Raw genomic sequence first — 22,048 nt, forward strand, 5'->3', positions numbered from 1 at the left:
GACAGCTGGGCACCTGTTGCGGTGAAACACCCGCAACGGGTGCCGAGCCCCTGACCTGCGAAAGCAGGTAGGGGGCGGCCGTCCGGGCATAGCAAAGGGCCCTGTTCGCCCTCGCTGGGGAGCGAGAGCGAGCGGGGCCCGCGTGCTTGGGGGCCAACATGCGACGCGGCCCCGTATCCCCCATTCGGAAGTACCGGGGCCGCGCCTTGTGCGTGATCAGCTCAGTTTCGCGTGCCACTTCCCCCGGGCGAGAACGGTCCTCCCGTCCGGCTTGATGAACACCCGAGCACCGCGCACCGGAAGCTCACCATGCGTGAGCCAGTAGCTACGGCATTCGTCGAGCAGGTCCCACAGGCGACGCGGCCCGCCCTGGTGCACGGTCGGCCGGTCGCTGCCGGCAGCGACCGCGCGGGCCCACGATCCATCGGCGTGCGCCATGAGGGCGATGTGCTGCTCGCCGTCCTCCCGGTACTCATGCTCGATGCCGGGTGCCTTGACATCGAGCATGCTCGACAGGTCCCACGCGTTCGCCACGTCCACGACTGGGTACGGGCCGAGGGTGACATCGTCCCCCTCCAGTTCCGCAGCCTTGGCGAGGAGAACGGCGATGCCGGGCGGGTAGTCCTCACCGTGGCGCGCGTGCATGAACCCTGCCCGGTCCCACTCGACGCGCCCTGTCGCGCCCCCGTCGTCGCCCTTCACGGCTGTCACGAGGAGAGAGGTACCGGCGATCGTGGCCACCAGCCGACCGCCGGGCCGGAGCACGCCGAGCCAGCTTTCAGGGATGGTGCGCACGGCTACCGTGGCGACGATTCGATCGAACGACGCCCGTTCGTACGGCAGATCTCCGGTCGCGTCGACCGCGTCGACCGTCGGAGCGACACCAGCCTCATTGAGCCGCCCGCGGGCAGCTTCCACGAGGTACGGGTCAACATCGACGCTCACAACCTGCTCATCGCTGAGTCGGCGGGCAGCCAGCGCGGCGCCGTAACCGCTGCCGGTCCCCACGTCGAGTAGCCGGTCCTCCTCGCCCATGCGGGCGTACTGGAACATCTGTACGACCAGGCTCGGGAGAGTGGCCGAGGAGGTCGGCTGCCCGTGCGGCCGGGCATCCGGGGTGGCGTAGTCGGCGTGCAGCGGGCCGACACGTGTCACGACCGACGCGTCACGGTACGCCGCATCAAGCCAGCGGCCGGGGTCGGCGGGCCCGTCGTGCAGCTTCCACCCGCCGGTACCTCGCTCCCACCATCGGGGGATGAACAGGTGCCGCGGCGTGGCGGCGACGGCCGGCCGCCATCGGGAGTGCGGGTGTGTGGCAGCGTCGGCCAGAGCGACGGCGCGGGGCGACCAGTTCACGCGGAGACTCCGAGAGAAGGTGTGCGAGCGGGGAAAGCGTCGAATGCAGGCTCGCATGCCTCCGTGTTGGCCGGGTCGCAATCGCTCGAATCGTCGGGCCCGCAAGCGGCCCGCGGAACGGGGACGCTGCTGGTGAGCTGCCCCCATCGGTCGCTGGCGAGGATCGAGGCGAGGCTCTGCTCGCGAACATTGCCGGCGACCAGGAAGCGCGAAAGGATGCAGCCGGATACCGCGCCGTCGGGGGATACCGAGACGCGGTGCCGGAAGCAGCGTCCGCACAGCTCGCTGACGCTCGGCGTGTCCGCGGCTGGATCGGCGGCGCGGCCGACTTTGCGGGTACGGTCGACCTTGATCGTCGACACGCCCATACGGCGTAGCTCGGCCTCGGCCTCGGCCACGCGCTGTCCCTCGATCACTTCGACGATTCCGGCGCGCATGGGGATGCCGCGGCGGACGGCTTCGGCGATGTTGGCGCGGGTGCGGTTGAGGCTGCCGCGGGTGCGGGTGATCTCCTCGTGTTGCTTGGGGTCGTCGCTGTAGTAGCTGGTGGCGAGACATACGCCCTTGCGGTCGAGGGCGTGCCACATCGAGGGCCGTACGTGCGTGAGGTTCGAGTAGACCTCTACGCCGAGACTCGCGTCGAGGGCCTGGTCGATGAAGTCAGGCAGGTGGGGCGAGAGTGTCGGCTCGCCGCCGATGAACTGCACCATGGGGATGCCCAGGTCGGCCACCTCGGCGATGACCTTCCGCCAGTCCTCGCGCGTCATCTTTCCGGCGGGGGTCTGCGGGCTGCTGTCGGTGCAGCAGTGTGTGCACCGGAGTTGGCAGGTGCCTGTGATCTCCAACTCGATGGATTGGATACCGGCTAGCGCTTCCGTGCTCATTCCGTTCCCTTCGATGGGTGCGGTGAGGTGCGACCCTTGCCGTTGCGGTCGCCATGACGGTTGTGCTGTAGACCCCGGGCCGCCGGATGGCGATGCTGTCCGTTGCAATCGTCACGATGGCCCAGGGGGCCCGCCCGCGCCAGGATGCGCCGTAGGGGAGGATGGCCTCGCTGACGCGGGCGGGGGTCTGAATGGGCGCCGCTCGACCAGACGGCGAGCGTGCCTTCGTGGCTGGGCGCTACCTGGGGCGTATGCGTGTGAAGCCCATTCGGGCCCGTCCGGTCTTGCCGCTCCGGAGTACGTACGCCTCGATCTCTTCCGGACCCGCGCCCGCCGCAATCGGATCGAGCCCGATCATGACGCAGGCGTTCCCGCCACCCGCGACGTGCTCGCGCCATGCCGGACCTGGGGACGGTAGCCGCATGGCGTACTCGGGGTGTCCGTAGTCAAGGACCGTATGCGGCCCCCGGATGATCAGCCGGTTACCGATGAAGGGCAATCTGCGCGCTGGCTGTACGAGCCGTAGTCCGTCGGCAAGGCCCAGCAAGCCGTACTCGACGCGATCGGCCGACTCGCCCGGGCGTCGTGGTGGGGGGTGTCCGACGAGGATCCATGCCACTGGGCCGGACGGCGAACCCGCGTCGAGCCACGTTGACATGGCGGTGTTGGCGATGAAGCCCGGGCCGGGGATGGCGCGGAAGCTGAGCGGTTCTGTCACCGGGCCACCTCCGCCCAGACGGACTTGCCGTCCGGTCGAACGTCGACATCCCAGCGCTTGGCGAACGCGTCTACGATGCGCAGGCCACGGCCGCCGTTTGCAGTCGCCACCTGAAATCGTGGCCGACGTTGCACCGGATCGTGTACCTCCACGCGCACCAGTTCGGCCGATACCAGGATGGCGACGAGCACCACCTCGCCCGGCTTCGTGGCGTACCGATAGGCATTCGTGACCAGTTCGGACACGATGACCAACACCTCGCCCAGCGCATCAGGCGACAGGTCAGGCGCTTCCTGTTCGAGGAGGTCGCGGGCGAACGCTCGCGCGGCGCCCGGAGCTTCCGGGCCGTGAGGGAACGTGGCCTGTAAGGGGACTCCCACAGGCGGTCGACAGCGGGAAGCCCTTAATCTGCCGGGCTGCTCGGGCACCATGCAAACCCCTTCGTGCGTCGTGCGAGTTGGCGGGGGACGATGTCACGCCAGTGATGGCACAATCACATTTCGCAGCACCAGCTTGCTCCCTACCTCGCTTCTCGTGCAACCCTCTCACTGCAAGATGAGAATTTGCATCTGCGTGCGAGATTGACGGATACGGAGAGGTCAACCGAGGTGACATGGTTAGAGGCCAGGCGGCAGACTGTCGGCACGGACTCAGAAGCGGAGGGAAGTGTGAGCGGACCGACCGTGCGGCGTCGCAGACTTGGCGCCAAGCTGCGCGCGCTGCGCGACGCACTCGACCTCACTCTCGACGACGTGGCCGAGAAGTCAGCCGGCCGGATCACGGTTGCCAAACTGTCTCGGTTGGAGACAGCCAAGTCAGCGGCCAAGGCACCGGATGTCGAGATGTTGCTCGACCTCTACGGCGGCGTCGAGCCCGAGTTGCGGGCCGCCCTGCTCACGCTGTCTCGTGAGGGTGGGCGCCGTGGTTGGTGGCACAGTTACCGCGGTGTGCTCTCGCCTGTGTATGAGGACCTGATCAGCCTTGAAGCTGAGTCCACAACGATCCGTACATGGCAGGTAGGAGCGATTCCGGGCCTGCTGCATACGGGCGACTACGCGCGGGAGATCATCGCGACAACCGCCATGCATGCGGCTGTCGAGGCCCAGGTCGACGCGCTCGTCGAGGTGCGTCTCGCCCGGCAAGCAGTACTCACCCGCGAACAGCCGGTCGCCCTGTGGGCGGTCATCGCCGAGGGCGCGCTACGCAACCGGTGCGCGGGTGACGGGGTGATGCGCGAGCAACTGTCCCGGCTGTTGCTGGTCGGCAGGCGACCGAACGTCAACATCCAGATTTTGCCGACCGACGCCCTGCTTCACGTCGGTCAGATGGGCGCGTTCTCCATCCTCGGGTTTGAAGAACACGTTGACCTTGATGTGGTCCACATCGAAAGCCTCGCGTCTGCGCTGTACGTCGAGGCTCGGGAAGATGTGGCCGTCTATCGGGACGCGTTCGAGCGGTTGCAGGCTGCTGCGTTGCCGGTCGACGCGTCCGCCGAACGCATCGCGGAGATAAGGGAAGAACTGGCATGAGCCACATTCAAGACGCATCGACGCTCGCCGTCGCCTGGTGGAAGTCGTCGCGCTCCGACACAGGGGCCCAGTGCGTCGAGTTCGGCATCGTCAACGATGAGCTTGTCGCGGTGCGGGACAGCAAGAACCCAGCAGGACCGGCGCTGCTGATACGCCGCGGTGCGGCGAAGGACTTCGTTACCGCGCTCAGCTCAGAGACACTACGCAGCGTTTAGCACACAGGAACGGGGCCGAAAACGCAGAGAACGCCCCTCACACGGCCATGGTGGCCGTGTGAGGGGCGTTGTGCGCTCATCGCGTAACGAACTGCCACGCGGACAAGATGAGTCCGAGCAGGCCGACGACGGCGGCGACGGATGGCAGGGGCCATCGACCGCGTTCGAGGGAGTCGAGGCGGGTGTCGTGATCGGCGAGTTGTCGATCGGTCTGGTCGTGGCGCTGCACCAGCAGGGCGAGGGCACCGTCGGTGCGGGTGAAACCGACCTCGATCGTCCTCCGTATGCGCTCCAGTTCGAGAGCGACGGCGGTCGGGTCCGACGGCGGGGGGTTCGTGGTCACTGCGGGGCGCCCCCGCTGGGCGTCGCGGTGTCGTCGCCGAGGCCGAGACCGAACCGGTCGAGCAGCTGCTCGACACTCGGCAGCGCCATGACGCGGGCGAGCCCGCCGGCGACGGCGAGGGCGCCGGCGACCCACGGCAGGGACTCGGGCACGCCGGACGCGTTCACGATGGCAGGCAGGGCGACGGCGACCGCTACGACGGTCTGAATCATGGTGCGGACGGTGCGCTTGTTGGCGGGGCTCATGCGGGGCTCCTGCTCAGGGGCCCGCCCCGGGGCGCGGTGGCCGGTTGGGCGGGCGGTACGGATGGGGGCGCGGTCACGCGGTGACGGTGAACCCGTGCTGTCGGCCGAGCGTGACCAAGGAATCGCGGCCGGGGATGCCGTCGGCGGAAGCGCCGGAGTAGCCGCAACGACGCTGCCACTTGGCGTAAGCCGTCACGGTGTCGCGGCCGAAGTGGCCGTCGACGCGCTTCCGGTCGAGCAGTCCCTCGGCGGCGAGGGCTTCCTCGACGATGCGGGCGGCGGCGTACGAAATGGGGGTGCCAGCCTTGGCCGGGTCCTTCTTCGCCGCGGCGATGAGTTTCGACACGCTGATGGTCGCGGCAGGGCTCGGTGCGCTGGGCCCAGTGCCGCCGGCGAGCTTCTTCGCCCGGGCGACGATCTCGGCGAGCTGGGCGACGACGCGGGAACCCGGGCACGACGTGTGCCCGCCCCACGCGCTACCGCCCATCGCGTGATAGCCGAGGCCGCGCCCGCTGGGGCCGTTGGCGACCTGAAGCGGCACGCTGTAGGTCTTGTGGGCCCACGCCAGTACCTCGGCGCACCGGCCGAGCTGGTCGTCGCTGAGGGCATCGCCCCCGCGGCCCTCGTTCTCGACGGACAGCCACGTACGGTTTCCGTCGGCCTGGGCCCACGCGCGGTCGGCAGTGTCTACCCACTGACACAGGTCGCCGGCGCGGCTGGTGCCGAAGTGCGCGGACGCCTTCGCTTTGAGGTCGCGGAACCACGAATCGGTACCGGCGTAGCTGCCATCCATGATGTGAACGACGACGCCGCGTACGTCGGCCTGTCCGCCCTTGGTGTAGTTGACGGGAATCGGGCGCCACTTGGCGCCGGGCATGCGTGCCACGGGGAGAACTCCAGACATGAGAAAACGCCCGCGGCGCGGTGCCGGGGCGTACGGGTGTGGGGGTGGGGCGGCCTAGTAGACGGCGGCCCACATGGCGTTTGCGTCGGGCACGATGGCGCTCGTCGGCGTGAACGATGCGGGGAGCGCGGTAAGGCTGGTGGTGGACAGTCGGCCGTGTCGGATGAACGACACGGACGACGCCCGGGCCTGCCCGGACGGGTTCGATCCGGCGGCAGCGCCTCGGGCGAACCCGGGGCCGCTGGTCGGGGTCGACGGTCCGTTGATGAGGAGGGCGATCCAGTACAGGCCGGTGGCGGCCGAGTAGTTGGCGGACAGGCCGCATTCGACCGTGGCGCCCTTGTTCGTCGTGAACCAGTTGTTCAGGCTGGTGGTCTGGGCGACGCGGGACCCTGACGCGTTGTAGAGGCCGGCAAACGACTGGTTGTTCGGCTGCGTGGCGCCGTTGCCCGCGGTGTAGAAGCAGATCCGTGACAGGGTCGCCGCTTCCCGCAGCATGATCCCCATGAGGTACACGTAACCGATCTGGCAATACTGGGCGGTCGCGTCCGTGAGCGCGGGGTCGAACGTCCATGCCTTGAATCCGAGGTCGGACGGGAGGAACACGCCCGGGATAGCGGCCGTCGGGAGGTTGGCGACCGGTACGTCACTGTTGGCGTCGAGCGGCGCGACGCCGTTCGCGGCGCCCCGCGCGGTCGTCGCGATGGCGCCCACCTGTGCCGCGGTGTAGGCCGGGCGCTGCGCGCTGGTCAGGCTGCCGTCGGCGCCGAGCGTGGCGACGCCGTTTGCGACGCCCTTGTCGGCGGTGGCGACGGCTCCCACGTTGGCGGCGGTGAGCGCGACGTTCCCGGAGCCGTCCGGGCTGACGCCGTTGATGGTCTGCACACCCCCGCCCCCGCTGCTCGCCGGCAGCTGCGCGGCGGGAACCTTCCCGGACGCGTCCAGCTGCGCGACGCCGTTCGCGGCGCCGGCCGCGGTCGAGGGGATCGCCCCGACGTTGGCGGCTGTGAGGGTCACCGCGGCGGCGCTGATGCCGTTGACGGACTGCACAACGCCCGGCGGGCCCTGCGTACCCTGATCGCCCTTGTCTCCCTTCGGACCGATCAGCGAGGCGAGCCACTGGGCACGGCTGCCGGTGTATCCGCCCGCGACGGCGACCTCGTATGCGTCGTCGCCCTCCGGGCCCTGTGGGCCGGTGTCGCCCTTGGGCCCGGCGGGGCCGACCAGGGAGGCGAGCCACTGCGTCACGGTGCCGGTGTAGCCGTCGGCGACGGCGACCTCGTACGCGGACTCGCCCTGTACGGGGACGTAGTTCGGGGTCGTCGGGTCGGTCGGCGCGAGGTCGGCGAGGTCGACCTCGGGTTTGGCGGCGGGCAGCAGGACGTTGTACGAGCGGTTGCTCGACACGCCAGTCAACTGTTCGGTGACGGTGTATGCCCAGCCGGTGGGGTCCATGTCGGGGGCGTCCGTGGCGGGCAGGACGACGGCGAACGTGCCGTTCGTGTCGAGCGGCGCGGTAACGGGGCCGGACAGCATCACGTCCGCTTCGGCGAACGTCAGCAGGGCCGGCGCGCGCCATACGACCTGTCCGGACAGCGGCTTGCCGGACGGGTCGAGGTAGCGGCCGGTGACTTTCACGGTGGGGATGCTTTCGGGCAGCACGAAGCGACTCCTTGTCGGGCGGGGATCACGGGGACTGGACGCCGTACAGGTAGCGAGTCATCGCGCGCACGGTTCCGGTGCCGGCGGTCCGGCGGGCCTGCAATTCGAACTCGACCGTTGCGCCCCATGTGAAGCTCGGGAGGGCGGCGGTGGCGATGAGGACGCTGTCTTCGGCTCCGGTGGCCAGGGTGGTGCCGTCGGCGACGAGACGGATTTGCCCGTTGGTGGCGCTGTCCAGTGCTGGCGTGGCGCTCACCCGTACGTACGGATGCTGAACGATGCCGTGCGACCGGGCGAGCGTTGTCCATGACGTTGAGGTCGTCCCGGGCCAGGCTGACGTACTCTCGGTCTGCGGGAGCGGAAGGGGCAGGTACGGGCGGGCGAGTCCTCCGCCCTTCACATCCTCGGCGAACAGTTCGCGGCCTCCCGCGTCCTTGATCCGGATTCCCTGCGGGTCGTCGGGGGCCAAGCTGCCGTTGTAGATGCCCAGGGCGATAGAGCCGTCTTCCCGTCGCAGCACGGTCCCGAACTCGGCGCGGTCGTCGTACAGCTTGCCGACCTGTACGACGGCGGGCCCGCCGGGTGCCTGTACGAGCAGCTGCCCGCCCTCGCCGATGACGACGTTGCCGTTGAGTACCTGGTTCAGCGCAGGCCGGATGTTGGCGCGTCCGGCGAGCTGTCGAACCTGTCGTTCGAGGGCGGCGAGGCGGTCGAGCACGTCTTGCGGTACGTACGGCACGGTTACGGGACCTCCAGGTACAGGCGGGCCGTCTCGGGGCGGCCTCGCTCGGGCGGGGTGATGGAGAGGCCGACCACGCGGTATCGGGCGTCGAGGGTGTCGGGGTGCCACAGGTCACGGATGCGCAGCCGGACCGTGGCGCCGAGCAGGGCGGGCGTGATGTTGCCCCCGAGCAGAACCGTGATTTCCGGAATCGTCACGGGGTTGCGGGCCGCGGTGGCGTCGGCGCGGGCGTGCGCGTCGAGCGTGCTCTGTACCTCAACGGTCGTGTAGTCGCTGCTCCCGTCGAGTCGCGGCCAGCCGGCGGCGAGGTCGTCCTCGGCGACCAGCAGCGGCGAGGTAAGCGGGTAGCTGTCCGTAGCGAGGTTGCCGTTCACGGACGCCCCGCGGGACTGCCACGCGTTCGCCTTGGCCGTGGCGTCCGTCGGCCATGCGTAGGACAGAACGGGGCCGGGGTGGTCGAGGACGATGTCGGTCGTGCCGGTCCGTATGACGGGGTGTCCCATCATCAGCCGCTTGACGCGTCGGCCGTCGCTGTCGCGGTAGCTGGCGATGCGCCATTCGAAACCCTGCTCGACGGCGGCGAGGTCGTCGAGCAGGTCGCCGATGCTGTGGAGGTCGTACCGCGAGAACGCACGGTCGCGGAGAACGCCAGAGACGGCCGTTTCATACGTGATGCTGATGTCTCCGCCCTCGGCCATCTGCGCGTAGTCGACCAGCTGCCGCGCTATGTCGAACTGGTCGACCTGCTTGGCGATCTGCGTGTCGAACAGCAAACGCCGGTACAGGTACGATTCCCAGCCGCCGGCCTGAACCTGCGCGCTGAGGAAGCCGCGGGCGTCGCTGGCGAGGCTGAGCGTCCACAGGATGCCGCCCCACCAGATGTCGCGCCCTCGCTCGACCCACACGCCCGTCCGGCCCGGGAGGATCGCCCGGCGGGCCCGTTCGGCAATGGCGCGGTTCGGGATGGGCACGGTGCCGGTCAGGCGGCCGGTCTTGCCGATGTAGTCGTCGAGGGACAGGCCCTGTACGGGCAGGGCGTCGAGCAGCTGGTCGGACCGCAGGTCACAGAACAGCATCCGGTACGGGGGCGGGAGAGGCACGGCACCCCCTGTCAGGCAAGGAAGTAGGTCGCCGACATGCGAATGTTGCGGTCGTTGCGCAGGGCGCCCCCGCCCGACCACGTGCGCAGGGTGAGGCCGCCGGAGGTGTTCAGGCGGGCGGAACCCTCGCCGAACCCGTCCGACACCGGCAACTCGATATCGGCGGGCGGGCGCCACCCGGCGGGTACGGTGCCGATCGACTCGTCGGGGGTGATGTTGCCCGCGGCCGGTACGTCCAGCTGGGCGCCCTTGCGGGTGACCTCCAGTACGAAGAACGCCATGCCGTTGCCGCGGCGTGCCACGTACTGATTGAGCGTGTATCCGGATGCGACGGCGAACCCGGTTGTGGCCGACTCGACGGCGAGGGGCGGCCGGTAGGTCTGCCACGCGCCGGCTGCGGCGTTCCAGCGCTCCAGAACGCCGCCGTTGTCGCGGTACTGGCCGTCGTAGGCCCCGGTGAAGTTCGTTCCCCGCCCCGGGGGAATGATCCCGCCGTAGCTGGAGGTGTACCGGCGCCGGTCGGCGAGGGCGGCGTTCCAGTCGATACCTCCCACGCCCGCAGAGGCACCGGCGGGAACGGTGACATCCCACAAGCGCAGGCAGGCCGGGGGCATGCTCGGCGCGGTCGGCGTGGCCGATCCCTGCCCGCCGATGATCTCGATTCGGGCGAGGTTCTGCCCGTACTCGTCGAACAGCTGGTCGTAGACACGGAGCGCCACAGAATCGATGCGGGCGAACTGTGCCTCGCCGTCGCGGAAGGTCACGACCTCGGGAGCGTCGACGGTGATCGGGTACGCGCCCTGTGCGTCGGTGCCCTGGACCAGGGCGCGGCCGATGCCGATCTGTAGGGACATGGCGCCGGCGCCGGTCGCGGCGAACGGATTCCCGCCGGCGATCACGCCGTCGCGGGTGCGCAGCTCCGATTCGGGCGCGAAGGTGCCGACGGGCGTAAGGCGGGTGTCTTCTCGGGTCTGCCCGGTGGGCAGCAGCCATGCCGAACGTACGGACATGGGCGGGTCTCCTTACCAGTAGGCCGAGCGGTAGCGCACGGTCGCCGACGCCGTCGGCGTGCTGCCGGGCGCGGCACGGAAGATCAGATTGGTGATGCCGGGGGCGAGGGTGAACGTCTGCTCTGGCACTGAGCGCGAGGTCGCGGTGTAGATCCGCGAGGCGGTGCCGTTGAGGACGACCGTTCCGGCGAGGGTGTCGACGGTGAGCAGGTCGCCGGCCGCGAGGGGGATGTCGTACTCGATCACGTCGCCGGTGGCGAGGTTGGTCAACGCGGGCCGGATCACTGGGCCCCGGAACTCGATCACGGGGTGTGTCTCGGCGTCGCCCTCGTTGGCGGTCGACAGGGCGCCGGTGCTTCCCGGTGCGCCGAACGCGAGCGGCCACACCAGCGGCCACGACAGGCCCGGCTCGGACATGGGCAGGGTCGCCGACACGCTGCGTTCGGCGAGTTCGTACCGGCGGGGGTCGGTCGCCTGGAACTCCATCGCGGCGCCCGTGATGGTGCCGAGGCGGTATCCGGGCCCGGCGGGGACCGTGCGGCGGGTGGCGCGCGCGTACGCGAGCAGGGGTCCGCGGTCGTCGAGCCACGCCACCCACGGCCGTTCGTCCTCGACCGGCACCGTGCCGGAGTTCAGGGCGGCGACTACCGCGCCGATCGTCGCGCGGGGGGCCCGCACGATCAGGCCGTCGAGGGTGATCGTGCGAGCCTGCGCGAGCAGCCGGCCCGGGAACGCGCCGTGCGCGTCGGACCGCGCCACGGTGCCGGAGTCGAGGGCGGGGAGGTCTTCCCAACCGGCGACCGAGCGCCATCGGTAGGGGGTGCCGGGGCCGAGCAGCAGGTCGCCGTACTGGACCTGTCCCGGGCGGGTCACCTTGTCACCAGCGGCCACGACTCACCCCCTTGCCTTCGCGAGCCACGCGAGGGCTTTCGCGTTGTCGTCCGGCGATCCGTTCTCGGCCGCGTGCCAGTGCTCGACGTGCACCAGGGCGCCGCCGGACGCCGCGGCGGCGAACGGGGAGCCGGACACACCGGCGCCCGCGAACGCGGGCGTGAGGGACGGGACAGCCGGCGGGGCGACCAGGTTCCGCATGGTGCGCTCGACCGCGCCGGCGCCGCCCTCAATGCCCTTGACCAGACCGGCGGGAATCCACCGGCCCACGTCGCGCGCTATGACCTTGGACGGCGAGGCGATGCCCAGAGCATCAGCGATCGGCCCCGGAACAATGCTCTTTGCCCAGCTGGTGAGGGTGTCTTTCAACCACGAGCCCATGTCCTTGATGCCGTTCCACAGGCCGCGGACGACGTCTTTCCCCTTGTCGTACAGCAGGGTTTTCAGGCTGCCGACCGCAGCAGAGAGGCGGCCCGGTAGGCCGCGCACCCAGTCGACTGCCTCGCCCGCTTTGCTGACGATGGAGTCTTTGAACCTCCCGAGCCCTTCCACGGCACGACTGCGCAGTTGACCGGCGAGGGGAGCGAGGGCCGCGGACGCCCGACCGGGGAGACCAGCCACCCAGCTGACCGCCGCGCTGATGCCCTCGCCGACTCCTGTGGCGAGCTTGCCGACGGCCTCGCCGACCAGCCGGGCAGCGTTGCTCACGGCTTCCTTTGCCAGATCCCATGCGCCGCTGAAATCGCCGCTCAGCAGCGCGACGATCGACATCAGCGCTGGCACGACAACGTCAGTGATGACGGCGGCCAGCCCCTCAGCGAATAGCGCGGCCAGCTGGGCCACGGCCCCGATGATGGGCGTCAGGAGAGGCAGCAGCGCCGTCAACAGATCGGCGATGAGCGGCGTCAACGCCTGGATCAGCGGGCCGACCGCGGCGAGGATGTCGGCGAACGCCTGCCCCATGGTCACCAGCGAGGGCGCAATCGCGATCAGCAGGTCAGACAGGACCGGAAACACCGCTGTGGCGAGCATCGACAGCAGGTCGGCGAGAGGCTTCACGATGCTGGGCAGCACCGCGAACACCGGCTGTAGCCCCTTGCCGAGCGCGCCGGCCACGTCCTCGATGATCGGGGCGAGCTGGTCGGCTACCTGCGCGATGGCATCGAACAGCGGCGCCAGCGGCGGGAGTAGCTGAGCCACAAGGCGGCCGATCACGGGCAGGATCGGCGACACGGCGTCGATGATCGAACCGAACGCGTCCGCGGCCGAGTCGAGCACCGGGCCGAGCTCATCCATGATCGGAGTCAGGGCGTCCCCGATCGCGGTTGCCAGCCGCGCCAGCGGCGGTCCGAGCGAGGCGAGGGCAGGGCCGAGCGCGTCGAGCAGCTGCGCCACCACGGGTGCAATCGCGTTGGCCAGCGCGGCGAGCACGGGCCCGCCAGCTTGCGCGAGGGCGCCGACCAGCTCGCCGAGCGCGGGCAGGATGTCGCCGACCGCGCCGAGCAGGCCGCCCAGCCCTTCCGCAGCGCCCCCGGCGCCCGCCGAAACGCCCTCGAAGAATCCGCCGATGCCTTGGCCGACCGCGCCGAGCCCTGCCGACAACGCGTCGATGACGGGGCCCGCGGCCTCGACCGCGGACACCAGGCCCGGCATGGCACCCGTGGCGAGTGCGCCGATACCGTCGACCAGCGGCTCGACCAGCGGGGCGACACCCTCGAACAACTGTCCGATCTGCGGGGCGAGGTCATCGAAGATGCCGCGTAGCTGGTCGGCCGCCGCAACGAACGGCTTGACCAGCGGCTCGGCAAGCTGCTGCATCTCGCCCTTGACGTGCTCGCCGAGCGACGTAAACGCGCCCTTGACCTGCTCGTTTTCGGCAAGCACCTTCGCGCCGAGACCGATCACGGCCAGAGGAACCGCAGCGAGCGCGCCCGCCGCGACCAGCGACGCGCCCGACAGGGCGAGAGTCGAAGTCTTCGCCGCGCCGAGCAACGGGCCGATACCCGCGAGCCCCCGCTCGGCTTCCGCCGCACCCCTGCCGACGCCCTCGCCAAGGGCAATCCCCATGAGGGCGCCCTCAGAGGCGAACCGACCGCGTAGGTCCCTGAGCCGGCCGTCGGCATCCCGCTGGAGACCGGCGAGGGCGGCCTCGGTGCGGTCGACTCCGCGCTGTGCCCCGGAGTCGTCGAGGTCGATATAGCCGGTCAGCTCGCCGATAGTGAGAGACAAGGCGCACCCCCTATCGGCGCGCGCCGCGCGCTATTCAGTTGTGGTTGTTGACCACTGCCCGGTGAGTCGGGCGATCTCGTCGGGGTCCGTCACCATGCGGGGCGTGCTCCGCCACGCGTGCGCGAACCGGGATTCGGAGGGCAGGCCGGACAGGCGGACCAGGAACGCGCGCGTGGACAGGCGCGCGATGTCCTCGGCCGACAGGCCGTACGCCTGGGCGAGGTCGGACTCGACCGCAGCCCAATTGGCTACGACCGCTTGCCAGAACTCCGCGGCTTGCCCTTCGGGCGAGGCTTGCCCTGGGCCCGCCGCGGCACCGCTTTTCCCTTGGCGGCCTCGCGCTCGTCGTACAGCCGCGCCGCGCGCTCCATGGACACGGCGCCCGGCTCGGCGACATTGGCGGTCGACCACAGCAGGACGATCCCGAGTTGCCGGTCGGACATGCCGGCCTCGGCCCAGTGGCCGACGGCGTCCGGCCCAAACAGCGAGCCAAGCAGGCGCCGGATGTCGTCGGGCCGGGCGGAGTGCTGCACGCGATGCAGCTGGAGAGTGAACAGGGCGGGCAGGGACGGCGGGAGGACGTACGTCCGGCCGTACAGCTTGAGCGGTACGCCCTGGCGTTCCGGCTCGGCCTGCTCGGCGAAAAACGCGTCGAAGTCGGCGACCTCGACCTCGCCGTCGGCCTGCTCGATCAGGGGGTCGGTCACGGGCCCGTCACCACCGCGGCGGTAGTCGGGGCGCCGCACCGGGTGAACGTCGCACCCCATGAGGTCTTGGCGTTCGTCTCGCCGCCGGTCTCGCCGGGCGTGACCGTGCATTCCCACACGGTCCATTCGTTCTGCGAGGTGTGCCGGTACCGCATGGCCCCGCGCGACTCCTCGCCGAACTTGTACGCCCACGTCTTGTCGATGTAGTCCTGTCCGGGGTCGCGGGTACCGGACGTAGCCGCGTACAGGCCGCTGACCTCGATCGTCGCGCCCCGCTGCATGATGTCCTGCTCGTAATACCCGTCGGAATCGAACGTGGTCGTGTCGGCGGTCTCTTCGTTCTCGCCCGGGTTGTGGGTCCAGCTGGTGAGGTTGCCGAGGCGGACGAACGTTCCTGCCGTTGCAGTCTCGACCTCGAATTCCCAGCCGCGGGCGTCGATGGGGCGTCCCACGTGGGGGCCTCCTATTCGGTGCGGTGGTCGGTGGGGGCCGACACGTCAAGGTCGAAGTTGACGACGTGTTCGTGTCGGCCGTTGGAATCGGGGCCCATCGGGGCCGGGGTGCCGCGCGCGGCGGCGAGGATGAGCCACGTCCCGTCGTCGAGGGCGACGCCGGCGAGGCCGTGCAACGCGCTGTAGATCGCCCACGCGCGGCGGCGCGAGACGCGCGGGTCGGGCCCGCCGCGTACGCGCACCTGTAGGCGCGGGGTGTCGTAGGCGTTGCGGGCATCGGGCGCCTCGCCGTCGTACAGCCACAGAGCGACCGCGGCATCGGGGGCGGGCGGCATGACCTCGACGAACAGGTCACCGGTCGTGCCGGTCGGGTCGTAGGTGACCAGGCCGCGCGCGGCGAGCAGGCGGGCGACGCCGTCGAGCGGGTCGAGGTCAGCCACGGAGCGACCTCCGCAGCTGCGCCGCGATGATCTCGGCGACCGTGCCCGCTTCCTGCGTGAGGGGGCGTTCGAGGTACTTCGCCGAGCGACCGGCGTCGTGCCGATAGCTCAGTTCCTCGTGTTGCCTGACCGCGTACGGCGTGTCGTAGGACACGGCAGCCGTGAGGCTGGACTCGTCGACCGTGGCCACGCCCGACCGTTCGAGGGTGGCCTCTTCGATCGGAACGACCTTGCGCGACTCGGCGAGGACGTGCTCGGCGGCGATCCGTAGACCTCGCACGGCGCCGGCGCGGGTGCCGCGCATGGCGGCAGCGCCGTTCCATCTCAGGCGGGCCCGTTGGGTCACTCGGCCCTCACCTCCGTGGACTGCGGCACCGGTAGGCCCGGCGCGGTGTGGTGGGCGACGCTGATCGCCTTGGTGATCCGGCCGTCGGGGAGGGTGATCCGCGACTCGGCCGAGCAGTTGAGGCCGGGCTCGGCGATGATCTGCGCGGTGCTGGTGACCTCGCGGCCCTCGCGGTCGCGCACCGTCTTGATCTCTTCGGCGACCAGGGCGGGCACGTCCTTGACGGGGTCGCCGTAGGTCGGTCCGTATGCGCTGTCGCCGAGGTACGGCTCGACCGTGATCCGGTGCCGCAGTAGCCACCGAGGGACGTTCACCAGATCACCCCCGGGAGCAGGCCGGCCCGGTTCAGGGCGCGGTGCGCGCGGGGGGCGAGGTCTACGTCGCCGGCGGCGGCGGGGGCCTCCTTGCGCCCGGACAGGGACACGGGGCCGATAGAGACGCTGTCCCATCGGCCGGCGGCGCCGGTGCCGTCGTCGCCCGTGGCGAGCTGGTACTCGACCTGTGCGCACGTCGCGTCGGCGAGGGCGGTCACGACGGCCGGATCGGTCGGCATGCCCGCGCTGTTCGTCGCGTATACGGCGGTGAGTAGGGCGTCGTCGATGTCCTCGGACGCCCGGGCGAGCAGCCGTTCGGCGTCCGGCGGGGCGGGCTGGCCGGTCCACGCTGTCAGCTGCTCGGGGGTGGCGTAGACATGGCCGGCCACCGGATCACCCCTCCTTCGCGGTCTTGCTGGAACGCGAACGCCCCGCCGGCTTGGGGGCCTGTGGGGCGTCGGTGGCGGCCTCCTGCTCGTCCGACTCGGTGTCGGACTCCTCGGGGTCACGGGGGTGGTAGCGGCGCAGCAACACGGCGGCGCCCTCCTTCCTGATCAGGTGGTGGCGAGGGTGCCGACGGCAACGCCGCGGTCGTCGAGCCGCTTCACGGCGTAGTGAAGGGTCGTGGTCACGACGGTGGAGCGGGCGAGGATGTCGCGGTCGGACTCGACCAGCGGGCGCCGCTTGTAGAGCAGGCCGAGCGAACCCGTCTTGAGGAGCAGGAACTTTCCGGCGGCGACACGGTTCGTCACGAACACGGACACGCCGCCGATACGGCCGATGCTGCCGGTCACGGCGGCGGACTCGCCGCTACCGAGCTTGGACGCGTCGACGAACTGCGGGTCGGCCATGGCCTCGCCGAGCTGCACGCTGTTGATGTAGAGGCCGGCGAAGTCGTCCGGCTCCCACTCGTCGCCGAACTGGCCGATGGCGGGCACCATGGCGTCAAGCCATGTGAACTTGGTCTTCCCCGCCGCGGTGGTGAAGCGGAACGGGTTGCCCCCGCCCTGCGCGGTCTCGTCGGCCTGCGCCTGCTTGATCAGGTCGGCGTCGACCTTGCGGGCGGCCAGTACGCCGAACTGTCGGCGGGCCTCGGCCTCGGGGTCGCCGAGGGAGACAAGGCGCGCCTTGTCGGTGATCTCGACGGCCTTACCGACTTCCTTGATCGTCGCCGTGGCGTCGTCGGTGGACATCGCGGCCGGCGTCATGGGCGTTGCCTCGGTGAGCTCGTCGAGCTCGCCGAGGGCGCCCCACTTCGGGAAGTGGATCGTGTCGCCGGGCGCGCCTTCGAGGGTGTTGTCGTCGAGGACGGCCGAGGAACCGGCGACGCGCACCTTTCCGATGAACTGGCCTTGCGCCATGTCGCCCCATACCTCGGGGACGATCATCGCGGCGGCGGTGGTCTGCGGCATTGCTGCTGCTCACTTTCTCCGGCGCGGTCGCCGGGCGTTGGGGCCCGGCGCGGTGCCGGGAGGTGTCAGGAACCGGCGAGGCGCCGGTACGTGTCGGGGTCGGACTGGTGCAGTGCGACGCGCTCGGCGTAGGACATGGCGGCGAACTGGGCAGGGGTGACCTCGCCCGCTCCGGTGCCGCCGAAGTCGGCGCCCCCGCGGGCCGGCCCGGGCGCGGCTGCGGCGAGCCATGGCTGTGCGGTCACGGCGTTGGTGATCGCCTGCGTGATCGCGGCGGTGTCGGCGGGGTCGACGTTCGCGATGGTCGCGGCGAACGACTGGGAGTCGAGCAGGCGGGCCAGGTCGGCGCCGGCGCCCGGTGCGGCCTGGATGATCGCGGCCTGTACGGCGGCGCGGCGGGCGGCGGCCTGACTGTCGGTGATGGCGCGCTGTGCCCACTGAGGGAGTCGGCTTACGTCGCCGTCGGGGGCGTCGGCCGGCGCCGGCGGGGCGGTCGGGGTGGCCGGCGCGGGGGCGACGGGCTGCGTTCCCTGCTCGGCGGTCTGCGCTCGGGTGCGGTAGCTCGCGGCCTCGGCGCGGGTGTCCGTGATGAGCTTCTGAGCCCACGCGGGCAGGCTCGCGACATCCTGCGGTTCGCCCCCCTGGGGCGTGGCCGGCGGGGTGGTCGGCGCGGTGGTGGTCGGCGGCGTAGCCGGCGCGGGCGGGGTGCTCGCGGGGGCCGGCGGGGTCGTCGGGTTCGACGCCGGCGTGGTCGGCGTGGCTGGCGCGGCGGGAGTGGTCGAGGCGGTCGGGATGGGCGGGGTCGGGGTGGACATAGGGCCCTCCTGGAGCCGTAGTCAGGGCGGCGCGCGCCTGGCGCTCCGCGTGTCGGGGCATGCGAAAGGGGGCCCGCGCCTGGCGGGCCCCCTCGGGGTGGTGCTGTCGGTGGTGCTAACTGGTCGTCTTCGGGATTGGGGAAGAGGCAGTGTTCCAAGCATGCAGTATTCGAGGTGAGGCGCTGCGATAGGCCCTGTACTCCCGTTCGGCACCCGGGAGCAAGTGGCTGGCGCGAAGCCCCGTCCAAGCACGGAGTTGCTAGGCCAAGACGTCGATGCGCCCTACACATGCGTTCAGGATGGCGTGGAGGTCATCACGCGCCGGGTCGGTAGCATCGGATTCGGCAGCTTCGATCCCGACCAGCACCTTCCTCTCCAGATCGGCTATCGCGTCATCGGCGAGGAAGGGCAGCCCGAACAGGCGGTAGCCGCTGTCTACGGTGGTGCAGAGGTCAAGCTTGAGGACATCCCAGCTCCGGCGGGCCGCCATCCGCTTGTCGGCGTGCTTGTCGCCCCTCCCCTGGCCGGTGCGCGGCCTCGGCCGCCAGTTGCTCAGCTTCCTCGCCGCTGGGTCGTAACCTTTTGCATCGTCGAGATCGTCCATGTCCCGAAGCAGATTCTGTACGTCGATGTGGGTCTGCGTGCACAGCTTCCGCGCTCGCGCGAAAGTCTTGTGCGTGACCACGGCCATGGCGACCATGAGGGTCAAGGCGGTAGAGATCAGCGGTGCAGGGTAGGCGACGACAAACCGTGCGCTCAGAAACATGGCGACAGCGCCGATACCGGCTGCGTTCGCGAGGGTTCGGAAAATGGCGGCCTGCTGGATGCGGTTGGGGAGCCGTCGGAGGTCGGATCCCTTTGGTACGGCCCACCGTACGGCCAACGGGAGCACGAAGTAGATAAGGCCCAGCGATGTGGCGGCAGTGCGGTAATCGCCCGGCTGGGCCACTCCCCAGACGGCCTTGGCCACAGTGGAAACAGGTTTCCCCATGACGGAGAGCAGGACGAGCCCTAACAGGGCTACCTTCTCGTTCTCCTCACGAAGCGGATTCTCATCTACGAACCGCTTCAAGGCTGGCATCCCGCAGACTGTGAGGACCCAGCCGCCAAGGAAGAGCACCAAGCCGAGACGCTGATGGGAGGTCCCGTAAAGGCTGTTGCCATAAAGGGTGGCCGAGAATCCGAGGGGAACCCAAGCGAGCTTCCAGTGGGCACGCATCCGGTCGATGCTCCGCCGCCAAAGTGTCATAGACCCAACTGTGCGGGCGCACACTGGTCACTGGGCACGATTTGAGGCAGATCAGAGGATTCGGTGCCACAGCATGACCAGGGATTAAATGTCCTGGTTTTGGGACGGCAGGGGGTTCGTCTCCGCATAGCCGCGAATCCACGCGGTACGCAGCGTCGACGACCGCGGGTACGGGCAAACGGTCGGCTTCTCCTTCTGCCTGCCTGCCTCGCGGCCGGCCTCGACTGCCCGTGCGATGTCCTCGCGTGTGCCCACGCTGCGCCCCCTACCTCTTGCCCTGGTGGTCAGACTCGTTCTTGCGCGCGCCCTCCGCCCATCGCTGCGACTTGCCGGTCACCTGCTCGATGAACTCGGCCTGAGTGAGTCGACCCTGTTCGGCCCACCACTCTTTCAGCTCATCGCTGGCACGCGCGTACGCAATGCGCGCGGGCCCGCTGAACAGCGTTGCCGGGTTGATGCCGGCGGCCTTGGCCTTCTTGTTGAGTAGGTAGCCGTTGCAGTCCTCTTCGGCGGCGAGGTACTGGCGATACACGTACTCGTCATACAGCGCGCGGGCTTCGCGGCGAGTGATCGTGTGCCGTTCGTCGGGTTCGTCGCCGTCCTCGTCCGTGTGGGCGGCGAGGGCGGCGGCCTCGGCGGCGAACGACTCGTCGTCGGCGAGGCGCCCCCACTCTTCCGGGTCCGGCGCCGGCGCCATGGCCTCGGCGAGGGCGTCGCGGTCGGCGAGCATGTCGGCGACGGCGTCGCCGGTGTCGGCTGGCTGGGGGAGGTCGACGGCGTCGCGGTGGTCCATCTCCGCGGCGATCCTGAACAGTTCCTCGCTGGTGGCGTACTGCATGCACCATGCGAGCTCGTCGTCGCCCACGTCGGACAGATCGGCGAGCAGTTGCCCGCCGGGGAACAGGCGGGCGAGCAGGTCGCGCCGGCCGGCCTCGGTGGCGATCAGGGCGAGCGTGTCCGGATCGGCTCCGCGGGCGCGCGCGGCGAGGTCGTGGTCGGACACGCCGACCAGATCCCAGGACACGCCCGGTAGGCGGGTGGAGAGGTCGCGCCGGTCCATCTCCGCTATGACACGTAGTGTGTCGCCGTCGTCGAGGTGGATGAACGCGCGGGCGAGCTCGGTGTCGCTGAACGGTGTCAGGTCCTCGGCGAGGGTGCCGCCGGGCCGTACGCGGGCGAGCAGGTCGTCGAGGTCGCGGCGGTCGACCTCGGCCTCGATCCTCGCGCGGGCGCGATCGTCGAGCAGGCGGGAACCCTCGGCGGCGGCGAGCTGGTCGTCGCTCATCTCGCGTACCGACTGCCCGTCGCCTGACAACATGCGCGCGGCCTCGACCTGCTCGGGCGTCGCCTCGGTGCGCTGCTCGGGGAGGTTCGAGGCGCCCGGCTGCTCGCGGTGCCTCAACCGTCGTAGGTCGGGGTGTGCGGCGAGGTGCGTCCGCATGGCGCCTTGCCACTGGCGCACCTTCAAGCGGGCGGCGCGCTGCGCTTCGGGGGTGACGGCGGCGGCCTCGCGGCGCTTGTACTTCCTGATGTGCCGCTCTATGGCACGCTGTCGCTGGCCGGCTTCGTAGCCGGCGGGGTCGCTGGTGGCCTGCTCGGGCACTGTCAGACCTGGGGTGTAGGCGCTGACGGAGTGCCGACAATTGGGGTGCTGCAACCCTGCGAGGCGGGCCTCGTTGAGGGTGCCGGCGACCCGTACGGGAATCATGAGGCCGTCGTCGAGGGCGTGCTCGACCTCGACCGTGCGTTCGCCCGTCGGGCCATCGATGGCCAGTACGCGCCCCTCCCACGGACGGCAGAGCGGGCACTCGCGCGGGGCGTCGCTGACGATGACCAGGTCGATACCGGCGTCGGACAGGGTCCGCATGTGTGCTTCGGTCGCGGCGCGGGCGACGGATGTCCGTACGGCCATCTCCGCGTAAGAGGTGAGCTGCCATCGGCGGCCGGCGCGGTCGACGAACGATCGGATTCCCTCGTCAGCGAACCGGCGCATGGCGTCTTGGGTCGCCTGCCTGCGGGTTCCGGTTCCGATCAGGGGCGTTGCGGTGACCTGGGCGACGATCGCCCGGAACCGGTCGACGACGGCCCGCAGAATCGAGCGGTGCGTCGAGGTGACTACATCGACGGTTTCCTGTGCGAGGCGGTCGACCGCCTGCGCGTTCGGGGCGACGTCGTCGACCAGCCGGCGCGCGTCATCGGACAGGGCGCCCAACTCGGCGACCGCGGCGCGGTGTCCGGCGTTGTACGCCTCGGCGACGACGTCGAACACCTCCAGCTCGACGGCCTTCCCCAACTCGTCAACGACGGTCTGTGAGGCACGGCGCAGCTGCTGAACAGCGGCAAGCTTGAGCTCGACCCACCCCGGCGCGTCGAGGCCGGCGGCGAGCTGTCGGGCGATGATGCCCAAAAGCCGCTCCTCGGCTTCCGCGTAGAGGTCACGTGCGCTGGCCGAGAGGTCCTCGACCATTCCGGGGTGTACGGGCAT

The 22,048-nt window shown here is 70.2% G+C and carries 26 protein-coding genes; 2 read left to right on the plus strand and 24 right to left on the minus strand.

The window, feature by feature from the left end:
- Positions 1-216 precede the first annotated feature (216 nt).
- From ACH4S9_RS46615 to ACH4S9_RS46625, 3 genes are all read right to left on the minus strand, one after another.
- Positions 217-1,413 carry a methyltransferase domain-containing protein gene (locus tag ACH4S9_RS46615; protein ID WP_398377681.1) on the minus strand — a complete coding sequence of 399 codons (1,197 nt, stop codon included), beginning with the start codon at positions 1,411-1,413 and terminating at the stop codon, positions 217-219.
- Complete coding sequence (locus ACH4S9_RS46620) at positions 1,353-2,240, minus strand: radical SAM protein (protein WP_398377683.1); 888 nt, start codon at positions 2,238-2,240, stop codon at positions 1,353-1,355. Before ACH4S9_RS46620 ends, ACH4S9_RS46615 begins: the two co-directional genes overlap by 61 nt.
- A gap of 714 nt (positions 2,241-2,954) precedes the next feature.
- Complete coding sequence (locus ACH4S9_RS46625; RefSeq protein WP_398377685.1) at positions 2,955-3,389, minus strand: ATP-binding protein; 435 nt, start codon at positions 3,387-3,389, stop codon at positions 2,955-2,957.
- A 237-nt stretch (positions 3,390-3,626) separates the two neighbouring features.
- On the opposite strand from ACH4S9_RS46625, the gene ACH4S9_RS46630 reads away from it, so the two are divergent.
- Together ACH4S9_RS46630 and ACH4S9_RS46635 are read left to right on the plus strand one after the other, a co-directional pair.
- Positions 3,627-4,487 (plus strand): helix-turn-helix domain-containing protein, encoded by an 861-nt coding sequence (locus ACH4S9_RS46630; protein WP_398377687.1) that lies wholly within the window; start codon positions 3,627-3,629, stop codon positions 4,485-4,487.
- The gene (locus ACH4S9_RS46635; protein ID WP_398377689.1) at positions 4,484-4,702 is read left to right on the plus strand and encodes a DUF397 domain-containing protein; all 219 of its coding nucleotides are present in this window, start codon (positions 4,484-4,486) and stop codon (positions 4,700-4,702) included. The genes ACH4S9_RS46630 and ACH4S9_RS46635 overlap by 4 nt, the downstream gene beginning before the upstream one ends.
- Positions 4,703-4,778: 76 nt before the next feature.
- Here ACH4S9_RS46635 and ACH4S9_RS46640 read toward each other — a convergent pair whose 3' ends face one another.
- From ACH4S9_RS46640 to ACH4S9_RS46740, 21 genes are all read right to left on the minus strand, one after another.
- Positions 4,779-5,045, minus strand: coding sequence for a hypothetical protein (locus tag ACH4S9_RS46640; RefSeq protein ID WP_398377691.1), 267 nt, complete (start codon positions 5,043-5,045; stop codon positions 4,779-4,781).
- Positions 5,042-5,290, minus strand: a complete 249-nt coding sequence (locus tag ACH4S9_RS46645; protein WP_398377693.1) for a hypothetical protein — start codon at positions 5,288-5,290, stop codon at positions 5,042-5,044. Before ACH4S9_RS46645 ends, ACH4S9_RS46640 begins: the two co-directional genes overlap by 4 nt.
- Before the next feature lie 73 nt (positions 5,291-5,363).
- Complete coding sequence (locus ACH4S9_RS46650; protein WP_398377777.1) at positions 5,364-6,167, minus strand: N-acetylmuramoyl-L-alanine amidase; 804 nt, start codon at positions 6,165-6,167, stop codon at positions 5,364-5,366.
- Positions 6,168-6,248: 81 nt separating this feature from the next.
- The gene (locus ACH4S9_RS46655) at positions 6,249-7,856 is read right to left on the minus strand and encodes a phage tail protein (protein ID WP_398377695.1); all 1,608 of its coding nucleotides are present in this window, start codon (positions 7,854-7,856) and stop codon (positions 6,249-6,251) included.
- A gap of 25 nt (positions 7,857-7,881) precedes the next feature.
- Entirely contained in the window at positions 7,882-8,595 is a 714-nt protein-coding gene (locus tag ACH4S9_RS46660) for a hypothetical protein (RefSeq protein WP_398377697.1), read from the minus strand.
- A 2-nt stretch (positions 8,596-8,597) separates the two neighbouring features.
- Positions 8,598-9,674, minus strand: coding sequence for a hypothetical protein (locus ACH4S9_RS46665; RefSeq protein WP_398377779.1), 1,077 nt, complete (start codon positions 9,672-9,674; stop codon positions 8,598-8,600).
- 35 nt (positions 9,675-9,709) lie between these two features.
- Positions 9,710-10,708, minus strand: a complete 999-nt coding sequence (locus ACH4S9_RS46670) for a hypothetical protein (protein WP_398377699.1) — start codon at positions 10,706-10,708, stop codon at positions 9,710-9,712.
- Between the two features lie 12 nt (positions 10,709-10,720).
- On the minus strand, positions 10,721-11,599 hold the full coding sequence (locus tag ACH4S9_RS46675) for a phage distal tail protein (protein WP_398377701.1): 879 nt from the start codon (positions 11,597-11,599) through the stop codon (positions 10,721-10,723).
- A gap of 3 nt (positions 11,600-11,602) precedes the next feature.
- Entirely contained in the window at positions 11,603-13,828 is a 2,226-nt protein-coding gene (locus tag ACH4S9_RS46680) for a hypothetical protein (RefSeq protein WP_398377703.1), read from the minus strand.
- Positions 13,829-14,076: 248 nt separating this feature from the next.
- Entirely contained in the window at positions 14,077-14,535 is a 459-nt protein-coding gene (locus ACH4S9_RS46685) for a hypothetical protein (protein ID WP_398377705.1), read from the minus strand.
- Positions 14,532-14,987 carry a phage tail tube protein gene (locus tag ACH4S9_RS46690; RefSeq protein WP_398377706.1) on the minus strand — a complete coding sequence of 152 codons (456 nt, stop codon included), beginning with the start codon at positions 14,985-14,987 and terminating at the stop codon, positions 14,532-14,534. Before ACH4S9_RS46690 ends, ACH4S9_RS46685 begins: the two co-directional genes overlap by 4 nt.
- A gap of 11 nt (positions 14,988-14,998) precedes the next feature.
- Positions 14,999-15,427, minus strand: coding sequence for a minor capsid protein (locus ACH4S9_RS46695; protein ID WP_398377708.1), 429 nt, complete (start codon positions 15,425-15,427; stop codon positions 14,999-15,001).
- The gene (locus ACH4S9_RS46700) at positions 15,420-15,773 is read right to left on the minus strand and encodes a minor capsid protein (RefSeq protein WP_398377710.1); all 354 of its coding nucleotides are present in this window, start codon (positions 15,771-15,773) and stop codon (positions 15,420-15,422) included. Before ACH4S9_RS46700 ends, ACH4S9_RS46695 begins: the two co-directional genes overlap by 8 nt.
- Positions 15,770-16,087 (minus strand): hypothetical protein, encoded by a 318-nt coding sequence (locus ACH4S9_RS46705; RefSeq protein ID WP_398377712.1) that lies wholly within the window; start codon positions 16,085-16,087, stop codon positions 15,770-15,772. The genes ACH4S9_RS46700 and ACH4S9_RS46705 overlap by 4 nt, the downstream gene beginning before the upstream one ends.
- The gene (locus tag ACH4S9_RS46710) at positions 16,084-16,476 is read right to left on the minus strand and encodes a hypothetical protein (RefSeq protein WP_398377714.1); all 393 of its coding nucleotides are present in this window, start codon (positions 16,474-16,476) and stop codon (positions 16,084-16,086) included. The genes ACH4S9_RS46705 and ACH4S9_RS46710 overlap by 4 nt, the downstream gene beginning before the upstream one ends.
- Before the next feature lie 4 nt (positions 16,477-16,480).
- Positions 16,481-16,621, minus strand: a complete 141-nt coding sequence (locus tag ACH4S9_RS46715) for a hypothetical protein (protein ID WP_398377716.1) — start codon at positions 16,619-16,621, stop codon at positions 16,481-16,483.
- Between the two features lie 20 nt (positions 16,622-16,641).
- Positions 16,642-17,499, minus strand: a complete 858-nt coding sequence (locus tag ACH4S9_RS46720; protein ID WP_398377718.1) for a phage head protein — start codon at positions 17,497-17,499, stop codon at positions 16,642-16,644.
- 65 nt (positions 17,500-17,564) lie between these two features.
- Complete coding sequence (locus ACH4S9_RS46725) at positions 17,565-18,314, minus strand: hypothetical protein (protein ID WP_398377720.1); 750 nt, start codon at positions 18,312-18,314, stop codon at positions 17,565-17,567.
- A gap of 259 nt (positions 18,315-18,573) precedes the next feature.
- Positions 18,574-19,563, minus strand: a complete 990-nt coding sequence (locus ACH4S9_RS46730) for a hypothetical protein (protein ID WP_398377722.1) — start codon at positions 19,561-19,563, stop codon at positions 18,574-18,576.
- A gap of 84 nt (positions 19,564-19,647) precedes the next feature.
- Entirely contained in the window at positions 19,648-19,818 is a 171-nt protein-coding gene (locus tag ACH4S9_RS46735) for an Rmf/CrpP fold protein (RefSeq protein WP_398377723.1), read from the minus strand.
- A gap of 10 nt (positions 19,819-19,828) precedes the next feature.
- Positions 19,829-22,048: a phage minor capsid protein gene (locus tag ACH4S9_RS46740; protein ID WP_398377725.1), complete on the minus strand. Its 2,220-nt coding sequence runs from the start codon at positions 22,046-22,048 to the stop codon at positions 19,829-19,831.

The organism is Streptomyces sp. NPDC021225, from assembly GCF_044332865.1.
Taxonomy (GTDB): Bacteria; Actinomycetota; Actinomycetes; order Streptomycetales; family Streptomycetaceae; genus Streptomyces.